This window comes from Stenotrophomonas sp. G106K1, from assembly GCF_037969685.1.
In the GTDB taxonomy this organism is placed as follows: domain Bacteria; phylum Pseudomonadota; class Gammaproteobacteria; order Xanthomonadales; family Xanthomonadaceae; genus Stenotrophomonas; species Stenotrophomonas lactitubi.
This window is the reverse complement of sequence record NZ_JBBPFR010000001.1, coordinates 311682-328459: the sequence shown is the minus strand read 5'-3', so window position 1 is coordinate 328459 and position 16778 is coordinate 311682. Positions and strand designations below refer to the sequence as shown.

Sequence of the window (16778 nt, the reverse complement as noted above, 5' to 3'; positions counted from 1 at the left end):
CCGGTTGATTGCCGGAGCAGCATGTCACAGCTGGGCGTCGATACCGTGCAATGCCGCCGCTACGGTCTGCCGGCGGATGGCTTCGCGGTCGCCGTCGAACTGGAACAGTTCGGCACGGGCATAGCCGCCGCGGCACTTCCAGCCGATCCAGACACTGCCGACCGGCTTGTCCGGGCTGCCACCGCCCGGCCCTGCGATACCGGTCACCGCCACCGCGATGCCGGCGCCGGAATTGACCAGCGCCCCGGACACCATCTCCAGCACGGCTTCGCGGCTGACGGCACCGAACTGCTCCAGCGTCTGCGCGCGCACGCCGAGCAGGCGCTGCTTGGCTTCGTAGCTGTAAACCACCATGCCGCAATCGAAGAACGCCGAGGAACCGGCGATGTCGGTCATGCACTTGGCGATCCAGCCACCGCTGCAGCTTTCAGCAGTCACCAGTTGCAGCGAAGCCTGCTGCAGGCGCTGGCCCAGCGCAGCGGCCTGGGCGTTGAGTTCGGCGTCGGTCGGGAAGGCCATCGGGGTAGCTGAAAGGTGAAGAACCTGCACGTTGTACCGCAGATCGCAAGGTGGTGTCGCGGCACGGGCCCGCGGGAGCTGCCGGCCAGCGGCCGGCACTACCTCACCATTCGGGGAGCTTTTCCGGCAGCAGGGCCCGGATCGGCTCGCCATCGGCGCTGGCCGCCAGCTTCTCGGCCTCGGCGATGGGAAGATCGACCTGCAACAGCCAGCCTTCGTCATCAGCCTGTTCACTGCGGACCACTTCCAGCTGGTGCAGGCGCGCGCGCAGGCGGCCGGCGCTGGGAGGCAGGCGCAGCTCGCCGGTGACGTGCTGCAGACCCAAGCGCTTGCCGAGCACGGCCTGCAACAGCTCGATGCCCTGCCCGTCGCGTGCGGAAATCCACACCCGCTCACGCCGCGATTCATCCGGCACGCCGTCCTGGCCATCGTGGCGCACGTCGGCACCCTCGATGCGGTCGATCTTGTTGAACACCAGCAGCTGCGGCAGGTCGCCGGCACCGACGGCGGTCAGCACTTCGTCGACCTGGGCGATGCGCTCCTCGCGGTGCGGATCGGCGGCATCGACAAGGTGCAGCAGGAAATCCGCTTCCCGCGCTTCGGACAGGGTCGAGCGGAAGGCCGCCACCAGGTCATGCGGCAGGTCGCGTACGAAACCTACGGTATCGGCCAGCACCACGTTGCCACCGGGCACGGCAATCCGGCGCACGGTCGGATCCAGGGTGGCGAACAACTGGTCAGCCGCATAGGCCTCGGCGCCGGTCATCGCATTGAACAAGGTCGATTTGCCGGCATTGGTGTAGCCCACCAGGGCCACGCGCGGCAATTCGCTGCGTACCCGCGCACGACGCATCTGGGTGCGCTGTACTTCGACTTTCTCCAGCCGCTTCTGCAGTTGTTCAACCCGCTTCTGCAGCAGGCGACGATCGGTTTCCAGCTGGGTTTCACCCGGGCCGCGCAGACCGATCGAACCACCACGCTGGCGCTCCAGATGGGTCCAGCCACGCACCAGGCGGGTCGCCATATGGCGCAGCTGGGCCAGCTCGACCTGCAGCTTGCCTTCATGGCTGCGCGCTCGCTGGGCAAAGATGTCCAGGATCAGACCGGTACGGTCGATCACCCGACGCTCCAGGAAACGTTCCAGATTGCGTTCCTGGCCCGGGCTCAACGCGTGGTTGACCAGGATCAGGTCGGCGCCGGTCGCCTCGGCGGCGGCCTTGATCTCATCCAGCTTGCCGCTGCCGAGCAGGGTCGATGGGTTCGGGCGATCCAGGCGCGCGGTGATGGTCACCGCGATGCTGGCCCCAGCCGAGCGGGCCAGATCACCGAATTCTTCCAGCACATCGTCTTCCAGCTTGCCGAAATGCGGCTGGATCAACAGGGCGTGTTCGCCCTTTTTCGAGCGGTCAAACATTTACCGCTCCAACATCATTCGTCTGCTTCATCACCCGCCTGACCATCCTCACCTGATTGCACGTACCCACCACCCGGGCCGACCTTGACGTTGCGCGCCGGCACCACGGTGGAAATGGCGTGCTTGTAGACCATCTGACTGACGGTGTTGCGCAGCAGGACCACGAACTGATCGAACGATTCGATCGTGCCCTGCAGCTTGATGCCGTTGACCAGGTACACCGAAACCGGCACGCGTTCGCGCCGCAGTGCATTCAAGAAAGGATCCTGCAGCGATTGCCCCTTGGACATTGCACACTCCTGATTATTGTTCTTATTGGTAGCCGGCGGTTGCCGCGGCCCCCGAGCCGCTTGCCGGCCCATGATGGTACACGGCCAGCGTCGGTTCAGCGTGCAACGAAGGTGGACACCGCGCCTGCCAGGCGCTCCCCATCCATATGGGGGTCGAACCAGCGTGCATCAAGCTCGCCGCGCAGCCAGGTCAGCTGGCGCTTGGCCAGTTGCCGGGTGGCGAAAATGGACTTGTCACGGAAGCGGGCCTCGTCCCCCTCGCCGTCCAGGTACTCCCAGGCCTGGCGATACCCCACCGCGCGGACGGCCGGAAGGTCCAGCGGCGCGGCGACCGCCTGCATTTCCGGCAACGCTCGCAGGGCGCGCACTTCGTCAAGAAAGCCCTGGGCGAGCATGGCGTCGAAGCGGGCCTCGATGCGCTGGTGCAGCACGGCGCGGTCGCGCGGCGCCAGAATCAGCTTCAACGTACGCACCGGCAACGGGGCGACGCCGGGGCGGCGCTGCCATTCACTGATCGGCGTGCCGGTCAGGCGGTAGACCTCCAGCGCCCGCTGGATGCGTTGCGGGTCGGTGGCATGGATGCGCGCGGCGGCGGCGGGATCAACCGTGGCCAGTTCGGCGTGCAGGGCCGCCCAGCCACGCTCGGCGGCCTCGGCGTTCAACGCGTCGCGCATCGCCGGATCGGCCTCCGGCATCGGCGACAACCCCTGCAGCAGCGCACGGAAGTACAGGCCCGTGCCGCCGGCCAGGATCGGCATCCTGCCCCGGGCAACGATGCCGGCCACCACGCGTCCGGCGTCGGCGGCGAACTCGGCGGCCGAATAGGTCTGCCAGGGATCGCGCAGGTCCAGCAGGTGGTGCGGTGCCTGCGCGCGTTCGCCGGCATCAGGCTTGGCCGAACCGATATCCAGCCCGCGATAGACCAGCGCCGAATCGACGCTGACGATTTCACCATCCAGCTGCTGCGCCAGCGCGATCGCGGTCGCGGTCTTGCCGCTGGCGGTCGGCCCCATCACGGCAATCGCCAGCGGCCGCTGATCGACGGCCATCAGTCTTCGTCCGGCCAGCGGAGGGTCGGTTTGGCATCCCCCCGGACAGCGGGCACCGCGTCGACCGCCTGCCAGACCTTCAAGGCATCGACCGTCGCCGCCACATCGTGCACGCGCACGATACGGGCACCGCGTTGCACGGCGATGAGGTGTGCGGCCACCGACGCAGCGACACGCTCTGCCGGTGACTCGCGACCGGTCAGCTCGCCCAGGCTGCGCTTGCGCGACAGCCCGGCCAGCATCGGCACGCCGAGTTCGAGGAAGCGCTCGGAGCGGGCCAGCAGGGTGATGTTGTGCGCGGTGCTCTTGCCGAAGCCGAAGCCGAGGTCGATCAGCAGATTCTTCTTGGCGATGCCGGCCATCTCGGCGGCGAACAAGCGCTGCACCAGGAAGCCATGGACCTCGGTGACGACATCGTCGTACTGCGGGTCGGACTGCATGTGGCCCGGCTCGCCCTGCATGTGCATCAGCACCACTGGCACGCCAGTGTCTGCCGCGGCCTGCAGCGCATCGTCCTGGCGCAGGCCGAAGATGTCATTGATCATCCCGGCGCCTGCAGCCACTGCGGCACGCATCACCTCCGGCTTGAAGGTGTCGATGCTGATCGGCACCGATGTACGCGCCGCCAGCTGCTCGATGACCGGCACGACACGACGCAGCTCTTCGTCGATCGACACCGGCGCCGCACCCGGCCGGGTGGATTCGCCGCCGATGTCAAGCAGGTCGGCGCCCTCCTCCACCAGTTTCAGGCCATGCGCGACCGCCGCTTCGGTGGTGTCATGGGCACCGCCGTCAGAGAACGAATCCGGGGTGACGTTGACGATCCCCATGACCCGGGCACGGTCCAGGCGCAGGATGCGGCCGGCGCAATCGAGCTGGGGAGAGATATCGAACATGGCAGATCCTGCGGGCAACGAAGGGTAGTTTACGGCGGATCCGCAGAGGCCAGGGCTGGAGCAACAGCAACAGCGGCATTCCGTGGGATGGCGGGGCACTGTGGGTTTGCGGGGACGCCGTGAATCCGTCCATGGAGGCTTGGTCGCCGCATCCATGCGGCTCACACCCCGCAAACCCACAGTGCCCCGCCTTCGACAGTTTTCAGGTGGCCAGTAGATCCACGCCATGCGTGGATGAATCTCCATCGGAATCGAATATGTCGACAATTGAACGAAGAGCATCCACGCATGGCGTGGATCTACGTGTCGACCAAGGTCGACACCTACCAACAGCAGCCCAACAGCACCGGGGCATCGTCGAAGGCGGGGCGGTGTCGGATTGCGAGGTGTCCGCGGCATGGATGCCGCGGCCAAGCCTCCATGGGTGAGGGCGCTTTGCTTGCGAAGCACTGCTTCGCAAGCGCCCGAACGCACAGCCGCCAGCGGCTGGGCAGGTCTGGGGGTTTACGGCGTCCCCGCAATCCGACATCGCCCCGCCATCCCCAGGAAGCCCAGCTGTTGCCGTTGCTTCGGCCGTTGCTTCGGCTGTTGCCGTTGCTTCGGCCGTTGCTGTGGCTTCTGCGGGTGCAGGGCGCAGCCCTGCCGCAAAACCCTACTTGCGCCGACGCTTCCGGTCTACGTACAGCGTCTTGATGATGCTCAGCAGGATGCCCACTGCGATGCCCACGCCACAGCCCAGCAGCAGATTGTCCACGGTCAGGCCAACAGCGACGCCGACCACGGTGGCGATCACCATCTCGGCAGTATGGGAAATCGGTTCAGGCTTGGGGGCGGACATGCGGACTCCAGCAGACTGTCGGGATCGGATGGGCCGGGGCCCGGAAACAACAAGGCCGGGTTGCCCCGGCCTCGTCTTGCGTTGCGTACGGCAGGCCGTCAGATCGATTCGGCCGGACCGGCGATCGGCGGCAGCGGACGGGCGTCGCCACCCTTGTCATTGCCGCCATCATCCTTGCTCGACTTGGTCCAACCCATCGGCGGCGGCGGATCGCGGCCTTCCATGATGGCGTCGATCTGCGGCGCGTCGATGGTTTCGTACTGCAGCAGCAGCTGGGTCATCGCATGCAGCTTGTCGACGTTGGCGGTCAGCAGCTCGGTGGTCCGGGCATAGGCCTTGTCCAGGATGCTGCGCACTTCCTCATCGATGCGGCGCGCAGTGTCGTTGGACACGCTCTTGTGCTGGGTGACCGAACGGCCGAGGAACACTTCATCGTCCTCTTCACCGTAGGCGATCGGGCCGAGGGTCTCCGACAGGCCCCACTTGGTGACCATGTTGCGGGCCATCTTGGTGGCACGCTCGATGTCGTTGGAGGCACCGGTGGTGACCTTGTCCTGCCCGAAGATCAGTTCTTCGGCGACGCGACCGCCATACAGCGAGCACAGCTGCGAGTTGATCGCCACGCGGTTGATCGAGTACTTGTCGCCCTCCGGCAGGTACATGGTCACGCCCAGCGCACGGCCGCGCGGGATGATGGTGACCTTGTAGACCGGGTCATGCTCGGGCACCAGGCGGCCGACGATGGCGTGACCGGCTTCGTGGTAAGCGGTGAGGGTCTTCTCCTCCTCGCTCATGGCCATCGAGCGGCGCTCGGCGCCCATCAGGATCTTGTCGCGGGCACGATCAAAGTGGTCCATGCGGACTTCCTTCTCGTTGCCACGGGCGGCGAACAGGGCGGCCTCGTTGCAGAGGTTGGCCAGGTCGGCACCGGAGAAGCCCGGGGTACCACGAGCGATCACCATCGGCACGACGTCGTCAGCCAGCGGCAGCTTGCGCATGTGCACCTTGAGGATGTGCTCGCGGCCCTTCACGTCCGGCAGGCCGACCACCACCTGGCGGTCGAAGCGGCCCGGACGCAGCAGCGCCGGGTCCAGCACGTCCGGACGGTTGGTGGCGGCGATCACGATCACACCTTCGCCGCCTTCGAAACCGTCCATCTCGACCAGCAGCTGGTTCAGGGTCTGCTCGCGCTCATCATGACCGCCACCCAGGCCGGCACCACGGTGGCGACCGACGGCGTCGATTTCATCGATGAAGATGATGCACGGCGCGTGCTTCTTGGCCTGCTCGAACATGTCGCGCACTCGGCTGGCGCCGACGCCGACGAACATTTCCACGAAGTCCGAACCGGAGATCGAGAAGAACGGCACCTTGGCTTCACCGGCGATCGCCTTGGCCAGCAGCGTCTTGCCGGTACCCGGAGGGCCGACCATCAGCACGCCGCGCGGGATCTTGCCGCCGAGCTTGGTGAACTTGGACGGGTCACGCAGGAAATCGACCAGTTCGCCGACCTCTTCCTTGGCCTCGTCGCAACCGGCAACATCGGCGAAGGTGACCTTGATCTGGTCTTCGCCCTGCAGCTTGGCGCGCGACTTGCCGAAGGACATCGCGCCCTTGGCACCGCCGCCACCGCCCTGCATCTGCCGCATTATGAACAACCAGAAGCCGATGATCAGGATGACCGGCAGGAAATTCATCAGGATCGCACCAAGGGAGATACCGCTGGACGGCTCTTCCTGCACGATCTCGACATTCTTGGTACGCAGCACGTTGATCAGGTCGCGATCGAACGGTGCGGTGATGGTGGACGACTGTCCACCACGGGTGGTGTAGGTGATCTGGCTGGTACCGCCGCGCGTATCGCCGCCGAAGGCAACCTTCTGCACGTTACCGGTGTCCACCTGGTCCAGGAACTGCGAGTACGAAGCGCCCTGCGCCCCGGCCCCCGAGGTCTTGGGCGAGAAGCTCTGGAAGACCACCATCAGCACGACGGCGACGACCACCCATAGCAGGAGGTTCTTGGTCAAGTCGTTCATCCTCATTGGCTCCGGTGTTCCTCTTAGTGCTGGCGTTGCGTTGGGGTCGAACTTACGGGGTCGAGCTTACTTCATGTGGGCGCGTTTTCCCTGACCCAAGGCATACACCTCGGGAGAGCGCTTGCGCGAGGCTTCCGGCTTGCGGATGGAGACCTTGTCGTACCGGCGGCGCATGTCGCGCACGTAGTCGTCAAAGCCTTCGCCCTGGAACAGCTTGATCAGGAATGCCCCACCGGTCTTGAGATGGTTGTCGGCAAAATCCATGGCCAGCTCCGCCAGGTGCATCATCCGCGGCTGGTCGACCGCGCCCACACCACTCTTATTGGGGGCCATGTCCGACAGCACAAGGTCTACCGGCTGATCCCCGAGCATGGCTTCAAACTCCGATAGGACGGTTTCTTCCCTGAAGTCACCATGAAGGAACTCCACGCCGGCCAGTGGCGGCATGTCCAGAATGTCCAGGGCCAGCACGCGGCCAGTGTCGCCAATCTGTCTCCGAACCTGCTGAGACCAGCCACCCGGGGCCGCGCCGAGGTCGACCACCACCATGTGCGGCTTCAGCAACCGGTCACGTTCGAGCAGTTCTTCGAGCTTGTAGGCCGCACGGGAGCGCATGCCTTCGGCCTGGGCCTTCTTCACGAAGGGATCGGAGAAATGTTCCTTGAGCCAGCGCTGGCTGCTTTTGCTGCGGGTAGCCATTGGAAATAGGGGCTGATGGGGTCGCCATGATACCCTGATCGTCCCATTCAACCGTGTTTTCTGCATGCCCACTGCCTTGACCCCTTCCCAGACCCGTTTCCTGCGCGGCCAAGCCCACGACCTGAAGGCCCTGCTGCAGACCGGCGGCAAGGGCGTCACGCCGGCCTTCCTGACCGAGCTGAACGAAGTGCTGGAGCGCCACGAACTGGTCAAGGTGAAGGTTGCCGCCGAAGACCGTGACGCCCGCGACGTGATGATCGGCGAGATCGTGCAGGCTACCGACAGCGCACTGGTGCAGCGTATCGGCCATGTGGCCGTGCTGTATCGCCCGAGCAAGGAACACCGCCAGATCGTGCTGCCGCGCGGCTGATCGGTCCCTGCCATGCAGCTGAACCACGAACTGCCCGACTACGCCTACAGCCTGCGCGCCGCGGATGGTCGCTCGGCACGGGTCAATGATCGCGTTCTGGGCCACAGCTTCTTCCTGACCCCGGACCAGCTGGTCGAGCAGTGGCCGGTGACCGACGTCGCGGCGCTGCAGGTGGCTGACCTGGAGCCGATCCTGGCACTGAAGCCGGCGTTGATACTGCTCGGCACCGGAGAGCGCCAGGCGTTCCCGCCGGCGGTTGTGATGGCCGCCTGCCTGTCGCGCGGTATCGGCCTGGAAGTGATGAACAATCCGGCTGCCGCGCGCACCTTCAACATCCTTGCCGGCGAAGGCCGCAAGGTGGCGGCCGCCTTCATTCTGGAAGGCTGAGGCCTGAAGCCGCCGGGCATGGCCCGGCGCTACCCTGGATCACGCCAGCCGTTGTAACGGGTGAACGCCCGGCGCGCTGCGCCGGGCCGGGGATCCGCCCGGAAGGCGAATATCCGATCACTTCGCCGGCAGGTACTGCTGCGGGTCGACCGGCTTGCCGTTGTAGCGGATCTCGAAGTGCAGCATGTCCCGGTTGGCACCGGTACGGCCCATCTCGGCGATCTGCTCGCCTGCCTTTACGCTCTGCCCTTCATTGACCAAGCGCTTGCGGTTGTGGCCATAGGCTGACAGCCACTGGTCGCTGTGCTTGATGATGATCAGCTCGCCATAGCCGACCAGGCCGGCACCGGAATACACCACCACGCCGTTGGCCGTAGCCTTCACCGGCGCGCCGCTGGTGCCGGCGATGTCCACACCCTGCTTGGTCGCGTCGCCGGCCACGTAGCGGCCAACGACTGCGCCATCGGCCGGCCAGCGCCAGGCGATGTTGCTCTTGACCGGACCGGCCGGACCCGGCGTCGGCGCGGTGCTGCCGCCAGATGCGCTGCCACCCGGACGCGGCGCGGTGACCACGGTGGTCGGCGCACGGCCGCCACCGGACCCGGCCGGATACAGGCGGATCACCTGCCCGGGGTAGATGGTCGACGGGTTCTCCAGGTTGTTCCAGGCGATCAGGTCGGCCGGGGTGATGTCGTGGATGCGGGCCAGTGCGTAGATGGTGTCGCCCTTGCGCACGACCACCGTCTGCCCCGGCTTGGGCACCGACGTCTTCGGCGTGCTGACGCCACTGCCGCCACTGCCACTGGGCCGGACCACGGTGGCGGTGCCACAGGCGGCCAGGGTGGATACCAACAACGCCAGTGCGCCGATGCGCACTCCCTTGCTCAGACGATCTGCACTCATGCGAACTTCGACCTCCATACAAGCCAGGCGATCAGCACCACCACCAACGCGGTGGCGATCCAGCCCAGCGGTTCAATCCATCGGCGCAGCGCTGCTTCGGCGCGCGCACCACCGATACGGATGACCGCGGCCAGCACGAACACGCGCTTGCCACGACCGATCAACATGCTCAACAGGTACTGCGGCATCGGCACGCCGACGATACCCGATGCCCACGTGAAGACCTTCATCGGAATCGGCATGAAGCCGCCGAGCACCAGGAAGGTGAACACCGCCCAGGGCGACTCCACCATCTTGGCCTGCACGGTAGCGATGCCCTGCTCGATCGCCGGCAGCATGCCCAGCGCCTCGAACACCGGCTTGACCGCCTCGAATGCGTAGTGGCCCAGCGCGTAACCGATCAGCGCGCCGACCATCGAGCCGGCCAGGCTGAGGGTGGCGAACCACCAGCCGCGCTTGGGCTGGGCCACGCACATCGGCGCCAGCATCACTTCCGGCATCACCGGGAAGATGATGGCTTCGAAAAAGCTCAGCACCATCAGATAGGTCGGCGCGCGCTCGTGCGCGGCCCACTTCATCGCCCGCTCGTACAGCGGCCCGAAAATCTTCATGCGACCCTGCTCCGTGGATTCAATCGAGCATGCCAGACAGCAGCGGCACGAACGTGACCGGCGCCAGCACGCGTTGTTCGATGCTGCCGTCGTCCTTGCGGTCAAGCTGCACCAGCGACTGTGCGCCCGCGCCACCGACCGGGGCGACCAGGCGGCCACCTTCGGCCAGCTGTTCGACCAGGGCATCGACCAGGGCCGGTGCGGCGGCGGTGACCACGATGGCGTCGAACGGGCCATGCTCGGCCCAGCCAACGCGGCCGTCATCGTGCTTGGTGCGGATGTTCATGCCCAGTGCACGGAAACGCTTGCGCGCCTGCCGCAGCAGGTCGCCGATGCGCTCGACGGTATAGACCTCCAGCCCCAGCGCACCAAGCACCGCCGCCTGGTAGCCAGAACCGGTACCCACTTCGAGTACCTTCTTCGGCGCCACCTGCAGCACGGCCTCGGTCATCCGCGCGACCACCCACGGCTGCGAAATGGTCTGGCCGTGGCCGATCGGCAGCGCGGTGTCTTCATACGCGCGCGAGGCCAGGGCCTCGTCGATGAACAGATGACGTGGCACTACCCGGATCGCGTTCAGCGTCGACTCGTCGACGATGCCGGCCTCGCGCAGGCGGTCGACCAGGCGGTCGCGCACGCGTTGCGAAGTCATGCCGATGCCGACCGCTTCCGGCTGCAGGCGCAAGCGTGGGCTCATGCCGGCTGGTCCAGCGCGGCGGTAAGGCCGCCGACCCAGCTGGCGACCTTTTCCAGCGCCTGGTAGCGGGTCAGGTCGACCTGGATCGGGGTGATCGAAATGTGGCCGGTGCGCACCGCATGGAAATCAGTGCCCGGGCCGGAGTCCTGCTCGCGGCCGGCCGGACCGATCCAGTACACCTCGTTGCCGCGCGGATCCTTCTGCGCGATGCAGCCTTCGGCGCGATGGCGGTTGCCCAGGCGGGTGACTTCGAAGCCCTTGACCTCGCTCCACGGCAGGTCCGGCACATTGACGTTGAGAATGGTGTCGGCCGGCAGCGGATCGGCCTTCAGCCGGGCAACGATCTCCACCGCGGCACGCGCCGCCGTCTCGAAATGCTTCGGATCGTGGTTGCGGGACACCAGCGACACTGCGACTGCGGGCAGGCCGAGGAAACGACCTTCCATTGCCGCCGACACGGTGCCGGAATAGATCACGTCGTCGCCGAGGTTGGCGGCATTGTTGATACCGGACACGACAATGTCAGGCTCGAACTCCAGCAGGCCGGTCAACGCGAGGTGCACGCAGTCGGTAGGCGTACCGGCCACCGACACGGTGTAGTGGTCGATGCGCTTGAGCCGGATCGGCAGATCCAGGGTCAGCGAATTGCTGGCGCCGGAGCGATCGCGGTCGGGTGCGACCACCGTGACTTCGTGCCCGGCCTCGCGCAGCACCGAGGCAAGCATCCGGATGCCTGCCGCGTCGACACCGTCATCATTGCTGACCAGGATGCGCATCTTCGATTTAACCGCTTGATTTTCCAAGAATTCGATCCCGTCACCTTGCAACGTGGGCGAAGCCGACCCGTCTCCTCCAGGGAGGAGGCAGCTCCGCAAGTGCGCCGACTATTGTGCCGCAAGCGGGCGCTGGGTCCTACCCTGTCTGCGGTCACGGCCGACATCCAACGGTCATAGGCAGACCCGCGCAGCCGGTTTAACCTGTGCGCATGTCCCACCCTGAAGACGAAGATCCGGCTGCCTTGTTCCGTGCAGCCATCGGCGAAGTGACGCCGCTGCGCAAGGAAGTAGAGCCCGCGCCTGCCGCGCCGCGCCCCAAGCCGCGCGCGCGCATGGCCGAGCGCGACGATGCAGAAGCTGCCGGTGAGTTCGCCCGGCTGCTGCGCGACAACGCTCCCCTCGAAGCCGGCGACGTTGCCAGCTATCGGCGAGACAATCTGCCGCCACGTCTGTTCCAGCGCTTGAAGCGCGGGCAGTACTCGGTGCAGGACGAACTGGACCTGCATGGCGCCACTGCCGCGCAGGCCGAGGCGATGCTGCGCCAGTTCCTGCTGGAGGCGCATGCCCACGAGTACGGCTGCGTGCGCATCATCCACGGCAAGGGCCTGCAGTCCGATGGCAGTGCGCCCGTGTTGAAGAACCTGGTGGATCGGCTGCTGCGCCTGCGCAACGACGTGCTGGCGTTCCATTCCGCCCCGACCGGGCAAGGCGGGACCGGCGCAGTGCTGGTGCTGCTGGCGCGGCGCTGACGTTTTGCCGGTGGGATTCATCCACGCATGGCGTGGATCTGCTGACGGCCCATCCACGCATGGCGTGGATCTACTGACGGCCATCCACGCATGGCGTGGATCTACTAACGGCCCATCCACGCATGGCGTGGATCTACTGACGGCCATCCACGCATGGCGTGGATCTACTGACGGCCATCCACGCATGGCGTGGATCTATTGACGGCCATCCACGCATGGCGTGGATCTACTAACGGCCCATCACGCATGGCGTGGATCTATTGACGGCCATCCACGCATGGCGTGGATCTACTAACGGCCATCCACGCATGGCGTGGATCTATTGACGGCCATCCACGCATGGCGTGGATCTGCTGACGGCCATCCACGCGTGGCGTGGATCTACTGACGGCCATCCACGCATGGCGTGGATCTGCTGACGGCCATCCACGCATGGCGTGGATCTACTGACGGCCCATCCACGCATGGCGTGGATCTGCTACGGCGAGCGGAGGAAAGTAGATCCACGCCATGCGTGGATGCTCTTCGCCGCCGCCCCCTTTTCCTTTCAGGCCTGCGAAGCGTCTTCGACCGGGCCGAGCTCGTGCAGGACCGCCGTGGCGTAGCAACCTGGCGGCAGCGCGAAGGACAGCTCCAGCACGTCAGCGGCCAGCCACTGATGCTGCAGCAGTGCCGGACGCAGCCGCAGCGCGCGTCGCTCCTGCTTCAGCCGCGCCTCTTCCAGGCCTACTCGCAGCGCCTTGGATTCATCATCATCCAGCGCAGCCAGTTCCAACTCACGGGCGGCGTCAGTGCTGCGCAGCTCACCCTCGCCCCACAGCGGGGCGCTGGGATGGATGTCGAAGCGCGCCAAGCGCTCGGCCAGCACGTCGCTGTAGGGCTCCGGACCGAACACACTGCGGCTGCCATCCAGCATCCACACTTCGCCCTGCAGCGGCTGGTCCCAGCTGCCGTGCTCCACGCGGGCGGCCAGCACCCGGTTGAACAGCGCCGAACGGGCGGCCGACAACAGCAGCGAACGCTGGTCCTTGCGCATGCGCCGGCCACCGAACATCGCCAGCGCGGCCGGCACATTGCCGCCATCACGACCGAAGCGCTGCTCGCCGAACCAGTTCGGCAGGCCGCGCGTGGCGATCTGCTGCAGGCGCGCGTCGATTGCCGCGGCGTCACCCTGCACATCGCGCAACACCAGCTTGAAGCGGTTGCCGGCCAGCGCACCGCGCTGCAGCTTGCGGTTGTGCCAAGTGGACTCGATCACTTCGATCTCGTCACTGGCCAGCACAGCCAGGTCCGGCGCGACGCGCTTGGGCAGATGCACGCTGAAACGCTGGGTAGTGACCGCGTTGCGATCCTTCATGCCGGCATAGCTGACCGCCATTTCCGGCAGGCCCGCCCACTTGGCCAGCACCTTGGCCACATGCAGCGTGTTCGCGCCGCGCTTGCGGATATGCAGCAGCAGGTGCTCGCCTTCACCGGTGGCCTCGAAGGCCGGCAGTTCATCGACCTGGAAGTCTTCCGGCGTGGTGCGGATGCGCGCCTGCAGCAGCGGCGCGCCGAACGCGAGCGGCAACGGAATCATGCCGCCACCAGCAGAACGACGGCCTGCGCGGCGATGCCTTCGCCCCGCCCGGTGAAGCCCAGCTTCTCGGACGTGGTGGCCTTGACGCTCACCGCATCCAACGGCAGCTGCAACAGTTCACCGATGCGCTCGCGCATGGCCAGGGCATGCGGGCCGACCTTGGGCCGCTCGCAGATCACGGTGATGTCGGTGTTGCCGAGACGCCAGCCGCGCGCGCGCAGCAGGCTGTCGCAGTGGCGCACGAACTCGCTGCTGTCCGCACCCTTCCAGCGGTCATCGCTGGGCGGGAAGTGCTGGCCGATGTCGCCCAGCGCGAGCGCGCCGAGCATGGCGTCGCACAGCGCGTGCAGGATCACGTCGCCGTCGCTGTGCGCAAGTACGCCGCAACTGTGCGGTACCGCAACGCCGCCGAGCATGATGTGGTCGCCTTCACCGAAGGCATGGACGTCGTAGCCCTGGCCGATACGGACGGGCGGGAACGGGGAGGTGCTCATGGATGCAGCCCTTGCAGCAGGGCCGCGCGGGCGGTCAGCCGGCGCGGCGGGAGAGTACGAATTCGAAACGATCGAGATCGGCCGGGGTGGTGACCTTGAAGTTGTCCTCGCTGCCTTCCACCAGCAGCGGGCGCTGGCCCTGGCGCTCCATGGCCATGGCATCGTCGGTGACGTCGATACCGGCGGATGCCGCTTCGGACAAGGCACGGATCAACTGGTGACGGCGGAACAGCTGCGGCGTCAGTGCACGCCACAGGCGCTCACGCGGCTCGGTGCCGTCGATGCCGCCATCATCACCAGCACGCTTGAGCGTGTCGCGTACCGGCGCGGCCAGGATGGCGCCGACCGGATCGGTGCGGCCCACTTCCAGCAGGCGGCCAAGATCGGCCTGCGACAGGTTCGGACGCGCCGCGTCGTGCACCAGCACGAATTCGTCGGCACGCACGCTGTCCGGCAGGGCCTGCAGTCCCGCCAGCACCGAGGCGGCGCGGGTGGCGCCCCCGGTGCAGCTCAGCACCGGCTTGCCGGCCCACTCGGTCCAGCCCGGCCAGTCGGCATCGTCCGTGCCGATCACCACCATCGCCCCGGCCACGGCCGGGTGCGCCAGCAAGGCGTCCAGAGTGTGGGCGAGCAGGGTCTTCCCGCCCGCCTGCAGGTACTGCTTGGGCAACGGCGCACCAAAACGCGTGCCGCGCCCTGCGGCCGGAACCACCACCCAGATCGCCGCGCTCATGGCACATCCGCCGGATGGTCACCTGCCTGCGCCGTGACCGGCGCAGGCTGCGCCGGATGCACGGGTGCATCTTCCACGACGCGATAGAACTTCTCGCCGGGCTTGATCATGCCCAGCTCGCTGCGCGCGCGTTCTTCGATGGCGGACTGGCCTTCCTTGAGGTCCTTCACTTCGGCAGCAAGCGCATCGTTGCGCTGCTGCAGACCGTCATTGTCCCGCTCCTGGTTGGCGACCTGGGCTTCGAGCATCATCACTTCACCCGAATTGCCCGGGCCGAACCAGAAACGGTACTGCAGCCATGCCAGCAGCAGGGCCAGCAACAGCAGCAGCCAGCGCCAGTCGCGCATCGGCTCAGCGCTTCAGCGACACGAACGCGTCACGACCCGCGTAACGCGCGCCGGCACCGAGGGCTTCCTCGATGCGCAGCAGCTGGTTGTACTTGGCCACGCGATCGCTGCGGCACAGCGAGCCGGTCTTGATCTGGGTGGCGGTGGTAGCCACCGAGATATCGGCAATGGTGGTGTCTTCGGTTTCACCGGAACGGTGCGAGACCACGGCGGCGTAACCGGCACGGTCAGCCATGGCGATCGCTTCCAGGGTTTCGCTGAGGGTGCCGATCTGGTTGACCTTGATCAGGATCGCGTTGGCGGTGCCCGAATCGATGCCTTCCTGGAAGATCTTCGGATTGGTGACGAACAGATCGTCGCCGACCAGCTGCACCTTCTTGCCGATGCGATCGGTCAGCAGCTTCCAGCCCGCCCAGTCGTTCTCGGCCAGGCCGTCTTCGATGGTGATGATCGGGTACTGCGCGGCCCAGTCGGCGAGGAAGTCGACGAACTGTTCGGAGGTCAGGCGCTTGTTCTCGCCGACCAGATTGTACTTGCCGTTCTCGAAGAACTCGCTGGAGGCCACGTCCAGGCCCAGCAGCACGTCTTCACCGGCGGTGTAGCCGGCCTTGCCGATGGCTTCGAGGATGGTGTCCAGTGCTTCGACGTTGCTGCGGAAGTCCGGCGCGAAGCCGCCTTCGTCGCCCACCGCCGTGCTCAGGCCGTGGCCCTTCAGCACCGACTTCAGCGAATGGAAGATTTCGGTGCCGGCACGCAGCGCCTCGGAGAACGAGGTGAAGCCGACCGGCAGCACCATGAACTCCTGGAAATCGACGTTGTTGTCGGCGTGCGCGCCGCCGTTGATGATGTTCATCATCGGCACCGGCAGCGACGGGGTCGCGCCGGTCTTGCCGGCCAGGTACTGCCACAGTGCCTGCTTGCTGGAGGCAGCAGCGGCATGTGCGGCGGCCATGGAAACACCCAGCAGTGCGTTGGCGCCCAGGCGGCCCTTGTTCTCGGTGCCATCCAGATCGATCAGGCGACGGTCCAGGCCGGCCTGGTCGGTGGCCTCGAAGCCCTTCAGCGCATTGGCGATGGCGCCGTTGACATTGTCGACGGCCTTGCGCACGCCCTTGCCGAGGTAACGGGTCTTGTCGCCGTCACGCAGCTCCACCGCCTCCTTGGTGCCGGTCGATGCGCCGGAGGGAACCGCGGCACGACCGAACGAACCGTCCTCCAGGGTGACTTCGGCTTCCAGCGTGGGGTTGCCACGGCTGTCGAGGATTTCACGGGCATGGATGCTGCGGATCGTACTCATGGTCGGGCCGGTTACCTGTATGGAGAGGGGGCGACAAAAACGAATGCCGCGTGATTATCCCCGGCTACCCCTCACTTGCCAAATGGCCTGAGTG

Annotated in this window: 20 protein-coding genes; 3 read left to right on the top strand and 17 right to left on the bottom strand. The window is 66.3% G+C overall.

Going from position 1 to position 16778, the window contains the following annotated elements; translation table 11 throughout:
• Positions 1–24: 24 nt before the first annotated feature.
• The 8 genes from WKB25_RS01615 to rlmE form a co-directional block, all read right to left on the bottom strand.
• Positions 25–519 carry a CinA family protein gene (locus WKB25_RS01615; RefSeq protein ID WP_340568326.1) on the bottom strand — a complete coding sequence of 165 codons (495 nt, stop codon included), beginning with the start codon at positions 517–519 and terminating at the stop codon, positions 25–27.
• A 103-nt stretch (positions 520–622) separates the two neighbouring features.
• The gene (gene hflX, locus WKB25_RS01610; RefSeq protein WP_340568325.1) at positions 623–1933 is read right to left on the bottom strand and encodes a ribosome rescue GTPase HflX; all 1311 of its coding nucleotides are present in this window, start codon (positions 1931–1933) and stop codon (positions 623–625) included.
• A gap of 14 nt (positions 1934–1947) precedes the next feature.
• Entirely contained in the window at positions 1948–2223 is a 276-nt protein-coding gene (gene hfq / locus WKB25_RS01605; RefSeq protein WP_025878916.1) for an RNA chaperone Hfq, read from the bottom strand.
• A 95-nt stretch (positions 2224–2318) separates the two neighbouring features.
• Positions 2319–3272 carry a tRNA (adenosine(37)-N6)-dimethylallyltransferase MiaA gene (gene miaA, locus WKB25_RS01600; RefSeq protein ID WP_340568324.1) on the bottom strand — a complete coding sequence of 318 codons (954 nt, stop codon included), beginning with the start codon at positions 3270–3272 and terminating at the stop codon, positions 2319–2321.
• Positions 3272–4168 (bottom strand): dihydropteroate synthase, encoded by an 897-nt coding sequence (gene folP, locus WKB25_RS01595; protein WP_340568322.1) that lies wholly within the window; start codon positions 4166–4168, stop codon positions 3272–3274. The genes miaA and folP overlap by 1 nt, the downstream gene beginning before the upstream one ends.
• Positions 4169–4820: 652 nt before the next feature.
• Positions 4821–5006 (bottom strand): hypothetical protein, encoded by a 186-nt coding sequence (locus WKB25_RS01590; RefSeq protein ID WP_100464731.1) that lies wholly within the window; start codon positions 5004–5006, stop codon positions 4821–4823.
• A 98-nt stretch (positions 5007–5104) separates the two neighbouring features.
• The gene (gene ftsH, locus WKB25_RS01585; protein WP_340568320.1) at positions 5105–7042 is read right to left on the bottom strand and encodes an ATP-dependent zinc metalloprotease FtsH; all 1938 of its coding nucleotides are present in this window, start codon (positions 7040–7042) and stop codon (positions 5105–5107) included.
• Between the two features lie 66 nt (positions 7043–7108).
• On the bottom strand, positions 7109–7741 hold the full coding sequence (gene rlmE / locus WKB25_RS01580; protein ID WP_100552143.1) for a 23S rRNA (uridine(2552)-2'-O)-methyltransferase RlmE: 633 nt from the start codon (positions 7739–7741) through the stop codon (positions 7109–7111).
• 64 nt (positions 7742–7805) lie between these two features.
• Here rlmE and yhbY point away from each other — a divergent pair, with 64 nt between their 5' ends.
• A complete protein-coding gene (gene yhbY / locus WKB25_RS01575) occupies positions 7806–8111 on the top strand; it encodes a ribosome assembly RNA-binding protein YhbY (protein ID WP_025878910.1) in 306 nt (101 codons plus the stop codon).
• Positions 8112–8123: 12 nt separating this feature from the next.
• Positions 8124–8498 (top strand): Mth938-like domain-containing protein, encoded by a 375-nt coding sequence (locus WKB25_RS01570; protein ID WP_340568318.1) that lies wholly within the window; start codon positions 8124–8126, stop codon positions 8496–8498.
• A gap of 117 nt (positions 8499–8615) precedes the next feature.
• On the opposite strand, the gene WKB25_RS01565 is transcribed toward WKB25_RS01570, so the two are convergent.
• The 4 genes from WKB25_RS01565 to surE are packed head-to-tail and all read right to left on the bottom strand — an operon-like array spanning position 8616 to position 11485.
• On the bottom strand, positions 8616–9401 hold the full coding sequence (locus tag WKB25_RS01565) for a peptidoglycan DD-metalloendopeptidase family protein (RefSeq protein ID WP_340568316.1): 786 nt from the start codon (positions 9399–9401) through the stop codon (positions 8616–8618).
• A complete protein-coding gene (locus tag WKB25_RS01560; protein WP_025878907.1) occupies positions 9398–10012 on the bottom strand; it encodes a DedA family protein in 615 nt (204 codons plus the stop codon). The genes WKB25_RS01565 and WKB25_RS01560 overlap by 4 nt, the downstream gene beginning before the upstream one ends.
• Before the next feature lie 19 nt (positions 10013–10031).
• The gene (locus WKB25_RS01555) at positions 10032–10709 is read right to left on the bottom strand and encodes a protein-L-isoaspartate(D-aspartate) O-methyltransferase (protein WP_089240249.1); all 678 of its coding nucleotides are present in this window, start codon (positions 10707–10709) and stop codon (positions 10032–10034) included.
• Positions 10706–11485 carry a 5'/3'-nucleotidase SurE gene (surE, locus tag WKB25_RS01550; protein ID WP_340568314.1) on the bottom strand — a complete coding sequence of 260 codons (780 nt, stop codon included), beginning with the start codon at positions 11483–11485 and terminating at the stop codon, positions 10706–10708. The genes WKB25_RS01555 and surE overlap by 4 nt, the downstream gene beginning before the upstream one ends.
• Positions 11486–11694: 209 nt before the next feature.
• Here surE and WKB25_RS01545 point away from each other — a divergent pair, with 209 nt between their 5' ends.
• Complete coding sequence (locus tag WKB25_RS01545) at positions 11695–12234, top strand: Smr/MutS family protein (protein ID WP_099820096.1); 540 nt, start codon at positions 11695–11697, stop codon at positions 12232–12234.
• A 547-nt stretch (positions 12235–12781) separates the two neighbouring features.
• Here the strand turns inward: WKB25_RS01545 and truD are convergent.
• Genes truD through eno form a run of 5 tightly spaced genes read right to left on the bottom strand, consistent with a single transcriptional unit; the run spans position 12782 to position 16684 of the window.
• Positions 12782–13813 carry a tRNA pseudouridine(13) synthase TruD gene (truD, locus tag WKB25_RS01540; protein WP_340568312.1) on the bottom strand — a complete coding sequence of 344 codons (1032 nt, stop codon included), beginning with the start codon at positions 13811–13813 and terminating at the stop codon, positions 12782–12784.
• Positions 13810–14307 (bottom strand): 2-C-methyl-D-erythritol 2,4-cyclodiphosphate synthase, encoded by a 498-nt coding sequence (gene ispF, locus WKB25_RS01535; protein ID WP_340568311.1) that lies wholly within the window; start codon positions 14305–14307, stop codon positions 13810–13812. The genes truD and ispF overlap by 4 nt, the downstream gene beginning before the upstream one ends.
• A gap of 34 nt (positions 14308–14341) precedes the next feature.
• Positions 14342–15040 (bottom strand): 2-C-methyl-D-erythritol 4-phosphate cytidylyltransferase, encoded by a 699-nt coding sequence (gene ispD / locus WKB25_RS01530; RefSeq protein ID WP_340568310.1) that lies wholly within the window; start codon positions 15038–15040, stop codon positions 14342–14344.
• On the bottom strand, positions 15037–15387 hold the full coding sequence (gene ftsB, locus WKB25_RS01525; protein ID WP_340568308.1) for a cell division protein FtsB: 351 nt from the start codon (positions 15385–15387) through the stop codon (positions 15037–15039). The genes ispD and ftsB overlap by 4 nt, the downstream gene beginning before the upstream one ends.
• 4 nt (positions 15388–15391) lie before the next feature.
• A complete protein-coding gene (gene eno / locus WKB25_RS01520) occupies positions 15392–16684 on the bottom strand; it encodes a phosphopyruvate hydratase (protein WP_176021100.1) in 1293 nt (430 codons plus the stop codon).
• Between the last annotated feature and the right edge of the window lie 94 nt (positions 16685–16778).